The following is a 16,750-nucleotide window of genomic DNA, read 5'->3' as shown; positions in this document are numbered from 1 at the left end:
TAGAGGTATAAAAAGATGGTAGCATAGGAAAGGAACTGTCTAGATGGAGACGGTTCCTTCTTCATTAATTCAAGTAATCTTGTTTGATATACATAGAGAAAGAAGGTTGAAAAATGGTTGAAAAATCTCAAGAGTCAATTGCGTCCTACATTGAGTCACCAGAAAAACTAAAAAACCTATATAGGCGTGTACTGATAGTTGTTAGCTTATCCCAAATTTTTGGGGGAGCTGGACTTGCGGCGGGTATAACGGTAGGCGCTCTACTGGCACAACAAATGCTTGGAACGGATGCCTATGCGGGTGTACCCTCTGCATTATTTACGTTAGGCTCTGCGGGTGCGGCTTTCATTGTAGGAAAACTATCTCAACGTTATGGTCGCCGCATAGGCTTATCAACAGGTTTTATAGTGGGTGGACTTGGTGCAATAGGTGTAGTCCTTGCTACTTTAATGAATAGTATTGTGTTATTGTTTGCCTCTCTATTAATCTATGGAGCTGGTACGGCAACTAATTTACAGGCACGTTACGCTGGGACAGATTTAGCCAATAATAAGCAACGTGCTACGGCGATTAGTACAACCATGCTTATGACCACGTTTGGTGCTGTTTTAGGTCCGAATTTAGTAGAATGGATGGGAAAAGTGGCGCTGTCTATCGGTATTCCAGCTCTAGCGGGTCCATTTCTATTATCTGCTTTGGCCTTTATTATGGCGGGGCTTGTATTGTTTACTATGTTGCGTCCTGACCCGCTAGAAATAGCGAAAGCCATAGAGGCACATAAGCAAAAAATGAACAAAGAAAATCAAACACCATCCATGCCTATATCTAGCAATAAAAGAGGCCTAGCGGTAGGAGCAACAGTTATGGTCCTGACACAAATTGTCATGGTGGCCATCATGACAATGACACCTGTACATATGAAACATCATGGACATGGATTAGCCGAGGTTGGTATTGTGATAGGGTTTCATGTAGGTGCTATGTATCTGCCATCACTTGTCACAGGTATTCTTGTTGATAAAATCGGACGTACAGCAATGAGTATAGCTTCAGGTATTACGTTGCTACTCGCTGGCGTAGTGGCTGCATTTGCACCAAGCGATTCAATGGTGTTACTCATTGTGGCACTTTCTTTACTGGGATTAGGTTGGAACTTTGGCTTAATTAGTGGAACTGCTCAAATTGTTGATGCGACGGAGCCTTCTACCCGTGCAAAAACACAGGGGAAGATGGATGTTTTTGTGGCATTGGCAGGTGCATCAGGTGGTGCGCTATCAGGTATGGTAGTGGCGAATTCAAGCTATGCAGTGTTGTCCTTAGCAGGAGGGCTATTGTCGTTAGTATTGATTCCTGTTGTCATTTGGTCTAGGAGAGCAGCTTAAAAAGGAGAAGGGGAAATTGGAATCTAAGCTAATTATTATCCGAGGAAATTCAGGTAGTGGGAAAACGACAATTGCAAAGAAACTTCAGCATCATCTTGGACATGGTACACTTTTGATTGCGCAAGATGTTGTCCGACGTGATATGTTAAAGGTGCATGATCGAGAAGGCAATCTTTCTATTGAATTAATTCGTCAAATCGCAGAGTATGGTAAAGGTCGTTGTGAAGTTGTCATTGTAGAAGGAATATTATATGCCAGTCGTTATGGAGCTATGTTAAAAGATTTAATCCACTTCTATGATCAGAAGGCCAATACTTATTATTTTGATTTATCTTTTGAGGAAACCGTTATTCGTCATCATTCTAGCTCCAAAAAAAATGACTTCGGGGAAGATTCTTTACGTGCTTGGTGGAATCCGCATGATTATCTTGGGGTGGATGGTGAAACGCTCCTGACGGAAGAGATGTCACAGGATGATCTATTAAAATTAATGGTAAAGCAACTGTAGAAGTAACAAAAAACTTACCCTTTCTTAGGGTAAGTTTTTTCATAGTGTTGAAAAATTTCCGTGCAGGTTACATGCTTTCCTCTGGGCGAACACAGATCCGTTTAGAGGTTACCTGTATCGCTATTCAAGAAGATTCAAGTAGCCTTCAATTCTAACCCATTAAAATGTTTTTTAGAAAAATTTTTCAAATAAAACAAAGGTATTCACTACTCTTTATGGCGAGGGTAGTCACTCATCACTTCTCCACATTGGAAATAATCAACCTCTCGCCTTTTATAATTACCTTTTATGGCGAGGACAGCACATTTTTTCAATTGGAACTATTTTATTGAATAAGCGTTACAATATTAAATCGTTAGAAAGCAAAGAGTAGGTACATATGTGGATTTAATAACAGAAAAATTAATCATGATTGCTTTATTTATTTTAATCATTCATGCGATTGAAACGCTTGCATATGCAGTTCGTTTATCAGGAGCACGTGTCAAATTACTAGCTTCGGCTTTATCTCTTTTTAATGTAATGGTCATGGTGTCGAGGTTAGCCAATATGATGCAACAACCATTCACAGGGAGCCTTGTTGATACAGCACCTACGGATAATGCCATGACATTTGTAGAACATCAATTTCGACTAATTATTGGAGCGGCTTCGCTTGGAACAATAGTAGGAATCTTACTTATCCCCACCTTTGTAGCCATTTTTTCAAGAGCTATCGTTCATTTGGCTGAGGAAAGAGGTTCAATCCCGGCTTTATTAAAAAAGGGCTTTACATTTGACTATGTAAGACGGGGGATTAAGCATATTCATACACCCAATTTTAGTTATTTAAAAGGTATTCGTTTACAGGATATCCCGATTAAATTATTTGTCATCAATATTGTTATTACAGCTATCTATACGATTGGCGTTTTGTCTGCATTGTATGCCACATTATTAGTACCAGAATTAAAGACTACTGCTGTTATGGCATCTGGATTAATTAATGGCATTGCAACAATACTATTAATCCTATTCATTGACCCGAAAATATCCATTCTAGCAGATGATGTGATCAATAAGAGAGGAAGCTATCTAGACCTGAAAAGAATGTCTGTTATGATGATGTTCTCCAGATTTTTAGGAACCATTGTGGCACAGTTATTATTGATTCCAGGTGCTCATTACGTTGCATGGTTTGCAAAGTTAATTGCTTGATTAGAACCACTTCCTTTATATTTTTAGGAAGTGGTTTTTTAGGCCACAGCAATTAATCGTGAGGTGTGGTAGGGGAGAAGTAAAGAAATTATATAGTATAATGTGGGTTAATAATAGATTCGAAAAGAGGGGAACGAATGTATGCCGACGATACTTGTTGCGGATGATGATGCGAACATTCGTGAACTTGTTTGCCTTTTTCTGCGCAAAGACGGGTTCACTACTATGGAGGCAGGAGATGGTAAAGAAGCATTAGCCATCTACGGCTCAACACCTATTGATCTTGTTGTACTAGATATTATGATGCCAACGATGGATGGCTGGACACTATGTAAGGAGCTCCGCAAAACGAATACGGATCTTCCTCTTCTGATGCTGACTGCAAGAGGGGAAACATGGGAAAAAGTGAAGGGCTTTGAGCTTGGAACGGATGATTATTTAACAAAGCCATTTGATCCGTTAGAGCTAACTGTACGTGTAAAGGCACTTTTGAAGCGCTACAGGATTGGCCATTCGCAGACCATTCAACTTGGTCAAGTCACGCTGGACCGTCAGACCTATAAAATCATGAGAGGTAAAGATGTTATTTCACTACCGCTCAAGGAATTTGAATTATTATATAAGCTTGCCGAAACACCTGGACAAGTCTATACAAGAGAACAACTGATCGATCAAATTTGGGGGATTGATTATGCGGGAGATAATCGAACCATCGATGTACATATTAAGCGCCTGCGTGAGCGCTTCAACACCATCACTGATTTTCATATCGACACAATAAGGGGTCTGGGCTATAGGCTTGAGGTTGAGGAATGATTAAATCTTTATATACTCGCGTCGTTTTAATCTTTCTAGTTGCTGTCATTGGGGGAACGGTTATCTCTTTTTTCATGGCAACATGGGTATTTAAAGATAAATTAAATGAAAACTTACAAATCCCCTTATTAAATTTTGGACAAGACATGGTACAAATTTTTAACACATTGCCATATCATGAAGCCGATCGTTTTATACGTGATATGCATCAGCTTGAATCCTATCATGTTCGCATTTATGAAGAAACAGGGCAGTTTACAGCTTACGGAAAGCTTCATGGCAATCAGTTAGCCCCTGTAACAATGGAACAAGTACAAGCTGTACTGGATGGAGAGGTCATTCAAGTAATTCCAAGTGGTATTTCATCCATACTTGTCGGCATACCTCTAACAACTGAAATGGGAACGAGAGCGATGTTTATCCAAACGATTGCTTTACCTTCAACCTCCTTTTCCATCAAGTTGATTCTAAATTTTGCTACTTATGCCCTTGTTATTGGAAGCGTTGTGTTTTTAGTTGCAGCGATGTTTTTAGTCAAGCCAATCAAAAAACTAACACAAGCCACTAAACATATTGCTGGTGGTGATTTCAATGTCGAATTAAATATTAAGCAATCAGGGGAGTTAGGTACGTTGGCTAAAAGCTTTGAAGATATGGCGGAGGAGTTACAGCAGCTAGAGCAAATGAGGAGAGATTTTGTATCGAATGTGTCCCATGAGGTGCAGTCTCCACTTACCTCCATTTCTGGTTACGCATTAGCACTGAAACAAGTTGATGTAACGGATGACGAGAAAAACCGTTATCTTGATATCATCATTTCGGAGGCCAATCGAATGTCTAAGATGAGTGATAGCCTTTTAAAGCTGAGCTTACTAGAATCAAAGACACAGCCAATGCATCTCGATACGTTCAGTCTAGATGAACAAATTAGACGTGTCATTGTCTCCCTCCAGCCTCAATGGTCCTCTCGCAATATTGATTTTGAGCTCCAGTTGAAGGCTGTTCGCCTCATGGCTGATTACGATCAATTACATCAGGTATGGACAAATATTCTTACGAATAGTATTAAATTTTCAAGTCCTAATGATACGATTGAGATCAGCATGAAGCAAAGTGCAAATCATGTGATAGTCCGAATAACAGATAGAGGCATTGGGATTTCTTTAGAGGATCAGCAACGTATATTCGAACGGTTTTTCAAGGCCGATCGTTCCCATAGTCACAAGTATGAAGGTAGTGGAATGGGGCTTGCTATCGTGAAGCAAATCGTTTTACTACATCGAGGAGAAATTGAAGTCGAGAGTGAGCTTGGGCATGGAACGACAATGATTGTCAAATTACCTATTACCTTAAATGAAAGAGAGCATGTTACGACTCCTATACAGATGTCGTAACATTTTTTTGTTGTTCATCTTGTGTTCATATTGTCGTCATTCGGAAGACATCTCTCTCCTTTATAGTTGCACTAACAGCTCAAAAGTAGCTGGAATAATCGTAGTAAAGGAGGAGGCACGAGTAAAGGTGAATCCCTCTCGTGCATCAAACATGAAAAAATTTATGCGTGTTTTACTGAAATCAATGGCAGTCCTAGGTATATCCATTGTGGGGCTACTTGTCATTGTTTTTACAATAAACATTATTTGCAACAAGATAGAGCAAGGAAAAATAGAACCCTATGGTCAGCTCGTCTCCGTGAATGGGGAAAAAATGAATGTCACCATTCAAGGTAAGGGTGCTGAAACCATCGTATTACTACCAGGCTTCGGTACTGCAGCACCAACGCTCGACTTTAAGCCATTGATAGATGAACTAACTCCCTATTATAAGATCGTTTCAATAGAGCCCTTTGGCTATGGCTTAAGTGAGGATACAGCTAAAGAACGAAGCACAGAGAATATTGTTAGTGAAATCCATGAAGCTTTACAGGAGTTAAAGATTGATCGGTATATGCTAATGGGACATTCGATAGCAGGCATCTATGGACTCGATTATGTTAATAAATATCCGAATGAGGTAACTGGATTTGTCGGGATTGATAGCAGTGTCCCTACACAGGGTGGTATGGACACGAAGTTTCCAATTAAGTCGTTACAACTGCTAAAAAAATCAGGGATTGCAAGAATTCTTATAAAATTTTCAGATGATCCCTATGCAGGTCTTCCGTATGATGACGACACAAAAGAGCAAATTAGGATGATTACACTCAAAAACTTTTATAATACAAGCACTTCAAATGAATTAGAGCATATTAGCAAAAATTTCACGGCAGCCAAAACTCTTACATTCCCTAAAGATTTACCTCTTCTCTTATTTGTCCAAGCGAAAAGTGGTGGAGTTGAAAAGAACTGGATACCGCTGCATGAAGAACAAGTCAAACATTCCGTATACGGCAAAGTAATCACACTGGATGGGGATCATTACTTACACCATACAAAATCGGAGGAAATCACAGACAACGTCAGATCGTTTATGCAAAATAAATAATCCATAGTTTCTTACCTCTTTGCTTTTGGAGGTAAGATTTTTTAATACTATCCTCTTCCTTACGAAATCTTATAAAATCTTTCAATTGAGTTGTAATCCATACTTCGATGAGCATTGAAATACTTCCTGATTATAATGTACGTAGAACAATTATTCTATCAGGTAAGGAGCTATTGGATGAAAAATTATCAATTTATTGCTTTATTAGTAGTAACGACCTTTTTAATGGGTTCATCATTTGCCATTGTTAAATTAGGCTTACCGTATGCCTCGCCTTTATTATTAGCTGCACTTCGCTTTATATTGGCTGGTATAATCATGGCTATCGTTGTTATCATCTTGAAGAGACCTCATCCTATTACAAGGAGGGAGTGGTTCAAATTATGCATGATCGGGCTCTTTCAAACAGCAGGTGTGATGGGGTGTATTTTTTTAAGTCTCCGCACCATTACGGCAAGTGAGTCTTCTATTTTAACATTTACAAACCCATTACTAGTTGTAATTTTTGCCACCATTTTCATGAAAGTGTCCTACCGTTTCTATCAATGGATCGGGGTTTTGTTTGGCTTAATCGGGGTGATGATTACGATGGGGGCACAAGTTGAATTGAAAGTAGGCATCCTTTTTGGCTTGCTATCAGCTGTTTTTTGGGCTACTGCCACCTTGTTAGTGAAAAAATGGGGCGTGTTATTTGATACGTGGGTTTTATCTGCTTATCAGATGCTATTTGGAGGCTTACTCTTATTACTAGGAAGCGCATTGTTAGAACAGCCATTTTTTATTGTGAATCCACAATCGTTATTGATTCTGTTGTGGCTTAGTATTTTTTCCTCGATCATACAATTTGCAGGGTGGTATTATCTTCTGCAAAATAGTGATCCAGGAAAAACAAGTGCCTATTTATTTTTAGCTCCTTTTTTTGGCGTATTAACAGGCTGGGTGTTATTGGAAGAACCGTTAAAACCATCACTAATGGTTGGCGGCTTATTCATCATCATGGGCATTTATTTAGTAAACCGAACTTTTAGTGGAGAAAGGGCTAGGAGATAACTCCGTGCCCTTTCCTAATTTACAAATCTAAATGAAAGACCTCTTTAAAGCCTATTTTCCCTTTCTCCGTCACTTTAATGGCGCGAATAAAGGGAACTCGTAAAAGCCAACCAAGGTTGAAAAATTGATTTAATAGCTCACAGCCTAGTGCACCAGCTAAATGATAACGCCGTTCACTCCAATCTAAACAGGCATGAGAAAAGGATCGTCGTTTTCTCTTTAAAGCAGTTAAATCGATTCCGAATGTCGTAAAAAATAATATGCCCTCATCTGTCAGGACAAATTGTTTACCCTCCAATGTAAGATAGCCTGCCTTGAGCATCGATTCCGTTAATTGGACACCCAATTTACCAGCAAGGTGATCATAGCAAGTTCTAGCATCCTGTAATAACTTGATTTGGCTCGATTGCTTTAATGAACGTACTTCAGGTGGTGGAGAGATGGCTAGGAATGACTCTAAAAATTGAGCAATGTCCTCACCAGCCAATTGAAAATAACGATGACGTCCCTGCTTTTCAACTTTTATCAGCTTTCCTTCTACTAATTTAGCAAGATGAAAGCTAGCAGTTTGTGGTTTGATGGCAGCCATATATGCTAGTTCACTAGCCGTATGAAAACGACCGTCCATCATACTAGCAAGTATGGTTGCCCTTGACGTTTCACCAAGAAGTGCCGCTATTTCTGCCATGTTTGGATTAATTCCCATTCTGTCACAATCCTTTCAGTGTCCTATATTTAGATTTTAGTCAAAGTCATTATGGTTTACAATAAAAGTAATAGAGGAGGAGAAATAAATGGAAACATATTATGCAGTGATTTTTACATCGCAAAGAACTGAGCAAGATGGGGATGGCTATGGCAAGATGGCTGACCTAATCGATGCCTTAGCACAGCAACAGCCTGGTTTCATTCGTGTTGAAAGTGTTAGAAATGAGGAAGGAAAGGGCATAACGGTGTCTTATTGGGAATCGCTAGAGGCTATCCAAGCATGGAAAGACAATGCCAAGCATTTAACAGCACAACAATTGGGTAAAGACAAATGGTACACAAACTATAAAGTGGAAATCTGCCAAATGATAAAAGATTATTCATTTGCCAAATAGCAAGTAAGAAGGAGGCTTATTTTTTATGACGATTGTGGAAGAATGGCACGAACTAAGACAAAAATTTAATCCTTCCAATCCGATAACCATTAATCAAATGCATATTTTTAAAGATCAATTAAAGCAGGTTCAACAAACAGAAGAAACATTAAGGATATTAGTAGAGGTCTACTGTTTACTTAGGATGTATCCTGAGGCATATCAGTTATTTACTGTCATTATGAATAAAGACGATAAAAAGGATCGAAAAAAGTATGGCGTTCTCCAGACCTACATAGATAAACCAAATTCGGTGAATCCTCTGCTGCCAAGAAAAATTAGAGACCATCAGCAGCTTAAAACGAAAATTCCAACGTTTAAATATCTACCAAACCCTCTAGAGGCTGAAATTTTTGAAACAGATGAAATCGTTGTATGTGATTGTTGCGAGCAAGAAGTGGATGTCTATTATACTGGTGGTATTTATGCAATTGAGGAAGTAGATTATCTTTGTCCTTCCTGCATCCATAGTGGGGAAGCAGCTCAAAAATATGATGGTTCTTTCCAGCAAGACTTAATGGAGGATGAACAGGTTACGAACCCCAAGTTTACTGAGGAAGTACTCTTTCGGACGCCTGGCTATGTAAGCTGGCAGGGCAATAATTGGGTGGCACATTGCTCTGACTATTGTGCGTTTATCGGCTATGTTGGTTGGCGTGATTTAGTAGAGTTAGGAATTGAGGATCAATTTGATAATTATACCGGCTTTTCAAAAGAAGAACTTTCTGCATCCTTAATGAACAATGGTCATCATCAAGGCTATTTATTTCAATGCTTGGAATGTGACCGTTATGTGCTTTATTCAGATTTTAGTTAGTCGTTGTTTGAGGGGGGTAGAGAAGTGGAACAATTTCTACAACGATATATCTATTCATGGCGTTTAAATGGTTGGCTTATCCACGATATTTTTTTCTGCATCGTGCTAGGTACGGGACTTCTACTATTTTTGTTTATCGTCATGAAACGAAAACGACTCGTTATTTCTAGCATTTTGCTCATTGCCTTTTTATTCGTCAGTAATCTATTAATGATTGTTTTTGGCTTAGCGGGGAGAGGCTTTCCCATTAAATCCGATTCGCCGATTTATACAGATGATTCACAAAGCATTGCTGTTCAAATGGTGCAAGGCTCAGAAAATAATGGGACATCGAATGGAATTACGCATTTAATCGCACATCATCTCCTAGTAGCTGTGAATTTACAAACAGGTGAAAAGCAATGGACAAAATCAGCTTCCTATAAAGAAACACTGCTTGGGGAATTTATGGGGGGTGTTCTTGTCCATCATCGTGATGATGAGTTTGGTCAATTATCCTTGGTAGATATGGAAACAGGCAAAGAACTACTTTCTAAAAAAGATTTTCGAACGCAACATCCGTCATTAATAGCGATATTGAGCAATAATGCGCATCAAATGGCTGTCCTAGAGAACCATTTATATTTGGAAGGGGTCGATGGCAAATTCTATCGCTTTGATGGTAAAACATTAAGTGAGGATGCGAAGGCTCAAGATTACCTATCTGCCCGTTTTTTCATCGAGACAGAGTTGCCGGGCTATTTTGCTACACATCCACAGCCTGTAGAGGATTATCAGACCATTCGCGATTTTAGTCAAGCTGTCCTAACCGAGCCAGCCATTCAAGCCTATGAAAATTTACAACCAAAAGTGGTGGATGTAGATATCATAGAAAAAACGGCTCTTGTTTCATATCGACAAACACAGCGAGAAAGTGCTGAACACATGTTATTGCTCTATGATATGAACAAACATCAGGTATTGTGGGAACGCAATATTGGCATCATTAATTCCCAACAACAACAGCCCACTGTTCGGACATTAGAGAATAGCTACGTCATTCAAGCTGGTGATAGATTACTAGTATTCGATAAAGAAACGAAAAAGAGGTCTGTTCACTATCATCTACGTTGGAATCGTCCTATTGATGAGTGAAATCTACTGGAAAAATCGTTCTTTTTTTGATTCGCCAAAAAAGGAGTATAATTTAATAGGAAGAAACTCTTTTTAAAAGGACGGCGTGCAAATATGAATGAACAATTAGTAGATTGGATTATACGCTTTCAAAGGGATAAGGATATTGAAGCACTGGCCCAATTAAAAGATTATTGTTATGAGATGATCGAACCTTTGATGGAAGAATTTACGATGAAGTATGGCGAAGAAGCAGGCGAGTTATTACGCCTAAAGTGGGATAAACGATTTTATTTTATATTTACAAAATATCAAGTGAATGTAGGGCTACCTCTAGAGACATTTGTAAAAAATACGTATCGTTTTTATTTCATGCAGGTGTTACAAAAGGCTGGTTATAAGTGATCGAAAAAACCCTTCATTTGGGAACTGACTATCGTTTTTGAGACAGTCAATCCCATAATGAAGGGTATTTATTTTGTCTTTATACTCTTATAAGTAACTGATAATAAAGTTTTTTATAAATAAATGCGTTTAGATGAATTGGCTATGTTCAATTCTTTACGATATTTTGAAACTGTGCGTCGTGAAATTCGAATACCCTCAGTTTCTAATTTTTCAGTTAGTTGTTGATCTGATAAAGGAGTTTTTCTATTCTCATTTTCTACTAATTCTTTAATGCGACTTTTTATATAGGACACAGAATCAAGCTTTCCTGAATCGTTGATAATTCCTTTTGTAAATAAAGACTGGAGTGCAAAGATTCCATGTGGTGTACGGATAAATTTATTTTTAACCGCACGACTTATGGTGGATTCATGCATATTTAATGCTTGTGCAACATCTTTTAAACGCATAGGAGATAAGGCTTTTATTCCATGTTCAAAGAATGAAGCTTGTAAATCAAGAAGTAATCGTGTCAGGCTGTATAAAGTTTTATCACGTTGAGCTATTCCTTGCGTTAAAGCTATAATATCGTTCATGCATTGTTGGTAATAGGTATAATCTTCAACGGACTCTTTTAATAGATCTACGTAATCTTGATTAATTTCTATTTTAGGTAAAAACCGATTATTTAGTTCTATTATCCATTCCCCATTCAATTTGCTAATGATTATATCAGGTATAATATACGCGCTAGTAGCATTATTATCCAATGAAGCTGGAATGGGTTTTAGGTTTCTTATATATAGAATTGTTCTTTGAGTTTCTTCTATTGAAATGTCGTAAGTTGTACTTAACAATTTAATTGATAAATTAGCTACTTGTTCTAAATGATGTTGAATGAATGGAGCTGCAAATGGTGGGGCTTCTATATCATTGTAAATTTGAATTAATAAATACTCTTTCATATTTCTAACGCCAACGCCAAGAGGTTCGAATGTTTGTAATAGATCTAACAGTGTATTTATATGGTCTAAAGAGATGTTAAATGATTTAGCAACTTTGGATAAATCTACATTTAAAAATAGATGTTCATCGAGGTTATGTATGAAATATTTTAAAATTTCTCTGTCATGTGGTGTAAGATTTAGATGTAAAGGTATTTGATCGAGTAGTTGGGTAATATATGAATGTTGCTGTGTTAATCGAGTTTGAATGAAATCATACTGTTGCTTTTGCTTAGGTTGAATACCTTTTATGGACATTGTGGCAAGGTCTACAATATCCTTTGTGTGATTCATGTTTTTCTCAATGACAGTTAATAGTGGATTTTCATTTGATTTCTCATAAATATGTTGTTCTAATTCGGAGCTGGAGTATTGTAGTAGTTCCAATTGATGAATGAGTTCAGTTGTCAACGTTTGAGTAATTTGTTGTGAGACGTTTAAATTCATTTTCAAGGGAATCACCTCATTTTCTCTATGTAATGTTATTATTATCTAATCTACAAATTTTGTCTATAATGGATCAGATATTTAGTAAAAAAACATAATGCTTAAAGGTAAATAGTTCTTACAATGAGTAGCAAAGCAGATAAAGTTTAATGACGTTGTTGAATGAGATAAACTTCTTATTTAGAATATAGACATAGTTATAAATGTTAGCTACAGGAATGCCCCATTTAAAGTTAGATTTTCCTTTAACTTTTATGGGGCAATTCAATTTTGCATGGCATTTCTCATGCTCTATAATCCTAACTTGAAGAAAATTATAAAGGTAAGATGTAACTTTTGGCGAATTAAAAAAGATAAGATAATTAAATTAAACTTCCGTAAAAGGTGTAATTTTCATGAAACCTAATCTATTAACTATTTTACGGACTATTACGAGCTATTTTCACTATAAACAATTTGGCTATATTACTTTTTCGATTTTTGTGGGGGGAATATCATGTTGAATGCCGAAAAATTAGTGCAATCTATGCTGGATGCATTTGGTGAACTATTACAATTGGAAATGGCCTATTTCACTTCGAATGGTGAAGTTTTTATAGCAACGGAAGAATATAGAAAGCAAAAAGGGATACAGGTACACCTTCCGTTCTTTCAGAAGTATTATTCTAAATCTGTTCAATATTTACAAAAACCTGGTCAAATGAAAGTGTGTTCTGGTTGTAGGTTCCAAAATAACTGTCCATCTAAAGTGGAAATGCTAATGAATTTAGTAAAAGGAGATCGTCACTTCGGATATTTGACATTTGTCAGTTTTACAGATGAGGGGGAGAAAAAATTTTCATCTGAGCCGAAGGAATATCAGTATTGGTTAGCTCGGTTGGGAGATATGATTATTAATGCCTTGAACAACGAAGGATCCTATTTATTGCTTGAAAATAAAAAAGGATTTGATACGAAATATGTATTAGGCAACGCACCTCACTTACAACTTATAAAGAGTAAGTTAAGTAGTATTGCGAATAGCCCATCTTCAATTGTCATAACAGGAGAGACGGGAACAGGGAAAAGTTTATTAGCGAAATATATTCATTCAAATAGCATTACACACAAAGGGAAATTTATAGAGTTGAATTGTGCAAGCATTCCAGAAAACTTGTTTGAAAGCGAGTTGTTTGGCTATGATGAAGGGGCGTTTACAGGGGCTAGAAGAAAAGGGAAAATGGGCTATTTTGAAGTAGCAGATAAAGGTACTTTATTCCTCGATGAAATTACAGAATTACCATTACATTTACAAGCGAAGCTATTAACAGTTTTGCAAGATGGGCTTATTTATAGAGTTGGAGCAATTGAGCCTAGAAAAGTAAATGTAAGGATTATTGCTGCGACAAATAAACCTTTAGAAGATATGGTGAGAAAAGGTGAGTTTCGTTCGGATTTATATTATCGACTAAATGTGATCCCTTTAACATTACCTCCTTTAAAAGAAAGAACAGATGAAATTGAATATTTGATTGTAAAATTACTTGAAAAGATTCAGCATAAAACAGGGAAATTTATTAAAGATTTTTCGCAGGAATTTTTGGAGGAATTGAAATCATACTCTTGGCCAGGAAACATAAGAGAGTTAGAAAATGTATTAGAGTACAGTATGGTAATGGAAAATTCCCTACAATTAACAAGGGAAAGCTTACCGAAATATATCATCGAGAATAATCAAGCACAAAATCTTTATAGCAATTCTAATCTATTGAAAGATACGGAAATGGAGGTCATCTACCAAATGCTCTCTATATATGGAAATGACACTGCTGGAAAAGAACGTGTTGCTGAAGAATTAGGCATAAGTACAAGAACGCTTTATAGAAAATTAAAAAGTGTAAATTTATAGTATAAGTTTGACACAAATACCTTGCTTTTAGAGATTTTTAAATTTCTCACCTCCTTAATGGGGAATTTAAAATGAACTTTCTAGGTATTTGTGTTTTTTTATGGCTAATTTTAATGACAAAAGTGACAATGGGATTGACAAAAATGGCAAAAAGGAAATTTAGTATACTTTTGAATCTTTTACTATACAAATTTTGAAAACCCTTTAACATCAGAACTTTCTGACATTTTGTAGATTAAAATTGTAAATGGATTTGTATTTCTACACTTGGCACGTATTTTGCTAGATATATAGTAAGCAAAGGGAAGGAGGAAGATTTATTTGGTAGATTATTTTGAATTGGAAGGTAAAGTGGCTGTGATTACAGGAGGGGCCTCAGGGATTGGCCTTGCAACAGCTAAATTATTAAGTGAGTTGGGAACTAAAACTGTGATTTTAGATATTGATCAACAAAAAGGTAAGGATACTGAAAAAAGCTTTCAAGAAGCTGGTTTAGATGTTGAGTTTTTAAAATGTGATGTAACGAATACACAAGATTGCAAAAGTGTGGCTGATTCTATACAGGAGAGATACGGAAAAGTAGATGTACTTTTTAATAATGCAGGCATTATCCGTAGAAAAACAGTGGTGGATTTAGAGGAAGCGGATTGGGATGCTGTTATTAATGTTTCTCTAAAAGGGGTCTATCTACTTTCGAAATACTTAATCCCACTCATGAGAGGAAATGGTGGCAGTATCATTAATACTGGTTCTGGGTGGGGAATCAAAGGTGGAGACAAAGCTGCATCTTACTGTGCTGCAAAAGCAGGGGTTGTAAATTTAACAAAGGCTATGGCTATTGATCATGGTCCAGAAAATATTCGCGTAAATTGCATTTGTCCTGGAGATACAGATACGCCATTACTTCGTGGAGAAGCAAAACAATTAAATATAGATGAATCAAGTTTCTTACGTAGTTCAGCAGTTGATAGACCGTTAGCAAGATTAGGAACACCTGAAGATATTGCTAAAGGGGTACTATTCCTTGCAAGTAATTTATCTGCTTGGGTTACAGGAACGACATTAACAGTTGATGGTGGCGGCTTAGCCTAAAAATAATTATAGAGGGAGGCAAATTAAATGAGTAAAAAGGTCCATCCATATATCCCTAATATGGTATCTGAGGTAAAGCAAGAAATGCTAGATGAAATTGGTGTTCACTCCGTTGAGGAGCTTTATTCGTGTATTCCGGAGGATTTACATTTTAAAGGTACCATGAATATTCCAAAAGCTTTGAATGAATTAGAGTTACGACGCCATATTGAGGGTCTTTTAAATAAAAATGTAAGTACCAATGAATATATTAATTTTCTAGGAGCTGGTTGCTGGCAACACTTCATACCAGCCGTATGTGATGAAGTGAATCAACGTGCAGAATTTTTAACAGCTTATGCAGGAGAGCCTTATGAGGATCATGGACGCTTTCAAGCATTATTTGAATATCAAAGCTTAATGGCGGAGCTTGTGGATATGGAAGTAGTGAATGTTCCTACATTCGATTGGGCCCAAGCTGCATCTACATCAATTCGTATGGCGAGTCGGATTACAAAGCGTACGAAAATATTACTTGCTAATACACTTTCTCCTGAACGCAGAAAAGTTATTACAAACTATGGTACACCACAGTTATCATTTGAAGGAATAAAATTCAATCTTAATACAGGATTAATGGACTTAGCCGATTTAGAAGCAAAGTTGTCAAACGAAGTTGCAGCTATTTACTTTGAAAATCCATCCTATTTAGGTTTTATCGAGTCGCAAGGTCAGGAAATTTCACAACTTGCTAAAAAATATGGGGTACTTATGATAGTAGGAGTTGATCCAAGTTCTCTAGGGGTATTGGCACCACCAAGTCAATATGGAGCGGATATCGTCTGTGGAGATCTTCAACCATTAGGTATGCACATGAATTATAGTGGAGGGCAAGCTGGATTTATTGCAACATATAATGATCCAAAATTTGTTAATGAATATCCATCACGATTGTTCGGTATTATTCCGACTGTAAAGAAAGGTGAATATGGTTTTGGTGACATTGCCTATGATCGTACGTCCTTTGCAGATAGAGAAAACGGTAAGGAGTCTGTAGGCACACAAACAGCTCTTTGGGGGATTACAGCAGGTGTGTATTTATCATTAATGGGACCAAACGGCATGTACGAGTTAGGTCAAGCCATTATGCAAAACAGTCAGTATGCAGTAATGCAATTGAATTCTATTAACAATATTCGGGGTTCAAGAATTACCTCTCCATTTTTCAAAGAGTTCATTATAGATTTTAACGATACAGGATTAACAGTAGAAGAAATCAATTCACGATTACTTGAGCAAAAAATCTTCGGTGGTAAAGACTTATCGTTGGAATTTCCTGAATACGGTCAAGCAGCACTTTATTGTGTAACTGAAGTTCACACTAAAGAGGATATTGATAAGTTAATCAATGCTTTAGCTACAATTGTTGGATATTAAATAGGAA

At 37.1% G+C, this 16,750-nt stretch carries 16 protein-coding genes; 14 read left to right on the top strand and 2 right to left on the bottom strand.

Annotation, left to right across the window (positions count from 1 at the left end):
• Positions 1-113: 113 nt before the first annotated feature.
• From C7B89_RS06130 to C7B89_RS06100, 7 genes are all read left to right on the top strand, one after another.
• Entirely contained in the window at positions 114-1,382 is a 1,269-nt protein-coding gene (locus C7B89_RS06130; protein ID WP_112118420.1) for an MFS transporter, read from the top strand.
• Positions 1,383-1,398: 16 nt separating this feature from the next.
• Entirely contained in the window at positions 1,399-1,890 is a 492-nt protein-coding gene (locus tag C7B89_RS06125) for a kinase (protein ID WP_054550493.1), read from the top strand.
• A 408-nt stretch (positions 1,891-2,298) separates the two neighbouring features.
• Positions 2,299-3,087: a lipid II flippase Amj family protein gene (locus C7B89_RS06120; RefSeq protein WP_054550492.1), complete on the top strand. Its 789-nt coding sequence runs from the start codon at positions 2,299-2,301 to the stop codon at positions 3,085-3,087.
• A gap of 141 nt (positions 3,088-3,228) precedes the next feature.
• Positions 3,229-3,903: a response regulator transcription factor gene (locus C7B89_RS06115; RefSeq protein ID WP_112118421.1), complete on the top strand. Its 675-nt coding sequence runs from the start codon at positions 3,229-3,231 to the stop codon at positions 3,901-3,903.
• Positions 3,900-5,297, top strand: a complete 1,398-nt coding sequence (locus C7B89_RS06110) for a sensor histidine kinase (RefSeq protein ID WP_115673328.1) — start codon at positions 3,900-3,902, stop codon at positions 5,295-5,297. Before C7B89_RS06115 ends, C7B89_RS06110 begins: the two co-directional genes overlap by 4 nt.
• A gap of 127 nt (positions 5,298-5,424) precedes the next feature.
• On the top strand, positions 5,425-6,387 hold the full coding sequence (locus C7B89_RS06105; RefSeq protein ID WP_115673327.1) for an alpha/beta fold hydrolase: 963 nt from the start codon (positions 5,425-5,427) through the stop codon (positions 6,385-6,387).
• Positions 6,388-6,564: 177 nt separating this feature from the next.
• A complete protein-coding gene (locus C7B89_RS06100; RefSeq protein WP_115673326.1) occupies positions 6,565-7,437 on the top strand; it encodes a DMT family transporter in 873 nt (290 codons plus the stop codon).
• 19 nt (positions 7,438-7,456) lie between these two features.
• Here the strand turns inward: C7B89_RS06100 and C7B89_RS06095 are convergent, their stop codons facing one another.
• Positions 7,457-8,143, bottom strand: a complete 687-nt coding sequence (locus C7B89_RS06095) for an ArsR/SmtB family transcription factor (RefSeq protein WP_115673325.1) — start codon at positions 8,141-8,143, stop codon at positions 7,457-7,459.
• Positions 8,144-8,231: 88 nt separating this feature from the next.
• On the opposite strand from C7B89_RS06095, the gene C7B89_RS06090 reads away from it, so the two are divergent.
• From C7B89_RS06090 to C7B89_RS06075, 4 genes are all read left to right on the top strand, one after another.
• Positions 8,232-8,540: an antibiotic biosynthesis monooxygenase family protein gene (locus C7B89_RS06090; RefSeq protein ID WP_016991657.1), complete on the top strand. Its 309-nt coding sequence runs from the start codon at positions 8,232-8,234 to the stop codon at positions 8,538-8,540.
• 25 nt (positions 8,541-8,565) lie between these two features.
• Positions 8,566-9,396: a CbrC family protein gene (locus tag C7B89_RS06085; RefSeq protein ID WP_115673324.1), complete on the top strand. Its 831-nt coding sequence runs from the start codon at positions 8,566-8,568 to the stop codon at positions 9,394-9,396.
• A 24-nt stretch (positions 9,397-9,420) separates the two neighbouring features.
• Entirely contained in the window at positions 9,421-10,530 is a 1,110-nt protein-coding gene (locus C7B89_RS06080; RefSeq protein WP_115673323.1) for a PA2928 family protein, read from the top strand.
• Positions 10,531-10,623: 93 nt separating this feature from the next.
• Positions 10,624-10,914, top strand: coding sequence for a hypothetical protein (locus tag C7B89_RS06075; protein ID WP_115673322.1), 291 nt, complete (start codon positions 10,624-10,626; stop codon positions 10,912-10,914).
• A gap of 113 nt (positions 10,915-11,027) precedes the next feature.
• Here the strand turns inward: C7B89_RS06075 and rpoN are convergent, their stop codons facing one another.
• Complete coding sequence (gene rpoN / locus C7B89_RS06070) at positions 11,028-12,347, bottom strand: RNA polymerase factor sigma-54 (RefSeq protein ID WP_231595626.1); 1,320 nt, start codon at positions 12,345-12,347, stop codon at positions 11,028-11,030.
• A 760-nt stretch (positions 12,348-13,107) separates the two neighbouring features.
• Here rpoN and C7B89_RS06065 point away from each other — a divergent pair.
• The 3 genes from C7B89_RS06065 to gcvPA all read left to right on the top strand — a co-directional run bounded on the left by C7B89_RS06065 (position 13,108) and on the right by gcvPA (position 16,743).
• Positions 13,108-14,235, top strand: a complete 1,128-nt coding sequence (locus C7B89_RS06065) for a sigma-54 interaction domain-containing protein (RefSeq protein ID WP_233732018.1) — start codon at positions 13,108-13,110, stop codon at positions 14,233-14,235.
• 321 nt (positions 14,236-14,556) lie between these two features.
• The gene (locus C7B89_RS06060) at positions 14,557-15,327 is read left to right on the top strand and encodes an SDR family NAD(P)-dependent oxidoreductase (protein ID WP_048392439.1); all 771 of its coding nucleotides are present in this window, start codon (positions 14,557-14,559) and stop codon (positions 15,325-15,327) included.
• Positions 15,328-15,354: 27 nt separating this feature from the next.
• Positions 15,355-16,743: an aminomethyl-transferring glycine dehydrogenase subunit GcvPA gene (gene gcvPA, locus C7B89_RS06055; protein WP_115673321.1), complete on the top strand. Its 1,389-nt coding sequence runs from the start codon at positions 15,355-15,357 to the stop codon at positions 16,741-16,743.
• Positions 16,744-16,750: the final 7 nt, after the last annotated feature.

The organism is Lysinibacillus capsici (genome assembly GCF_003367505.1).
GTDB lineage: Bacteria > Bacillota > Bacilli > Bacillales_A > Planococcaceae > Lysinibacillus > Lysinibacillus capsici.
Note: the sequence above shows the minus strand (reverse complement) of the source record. Positions and strands in the feature narration are given on the sequence as shown.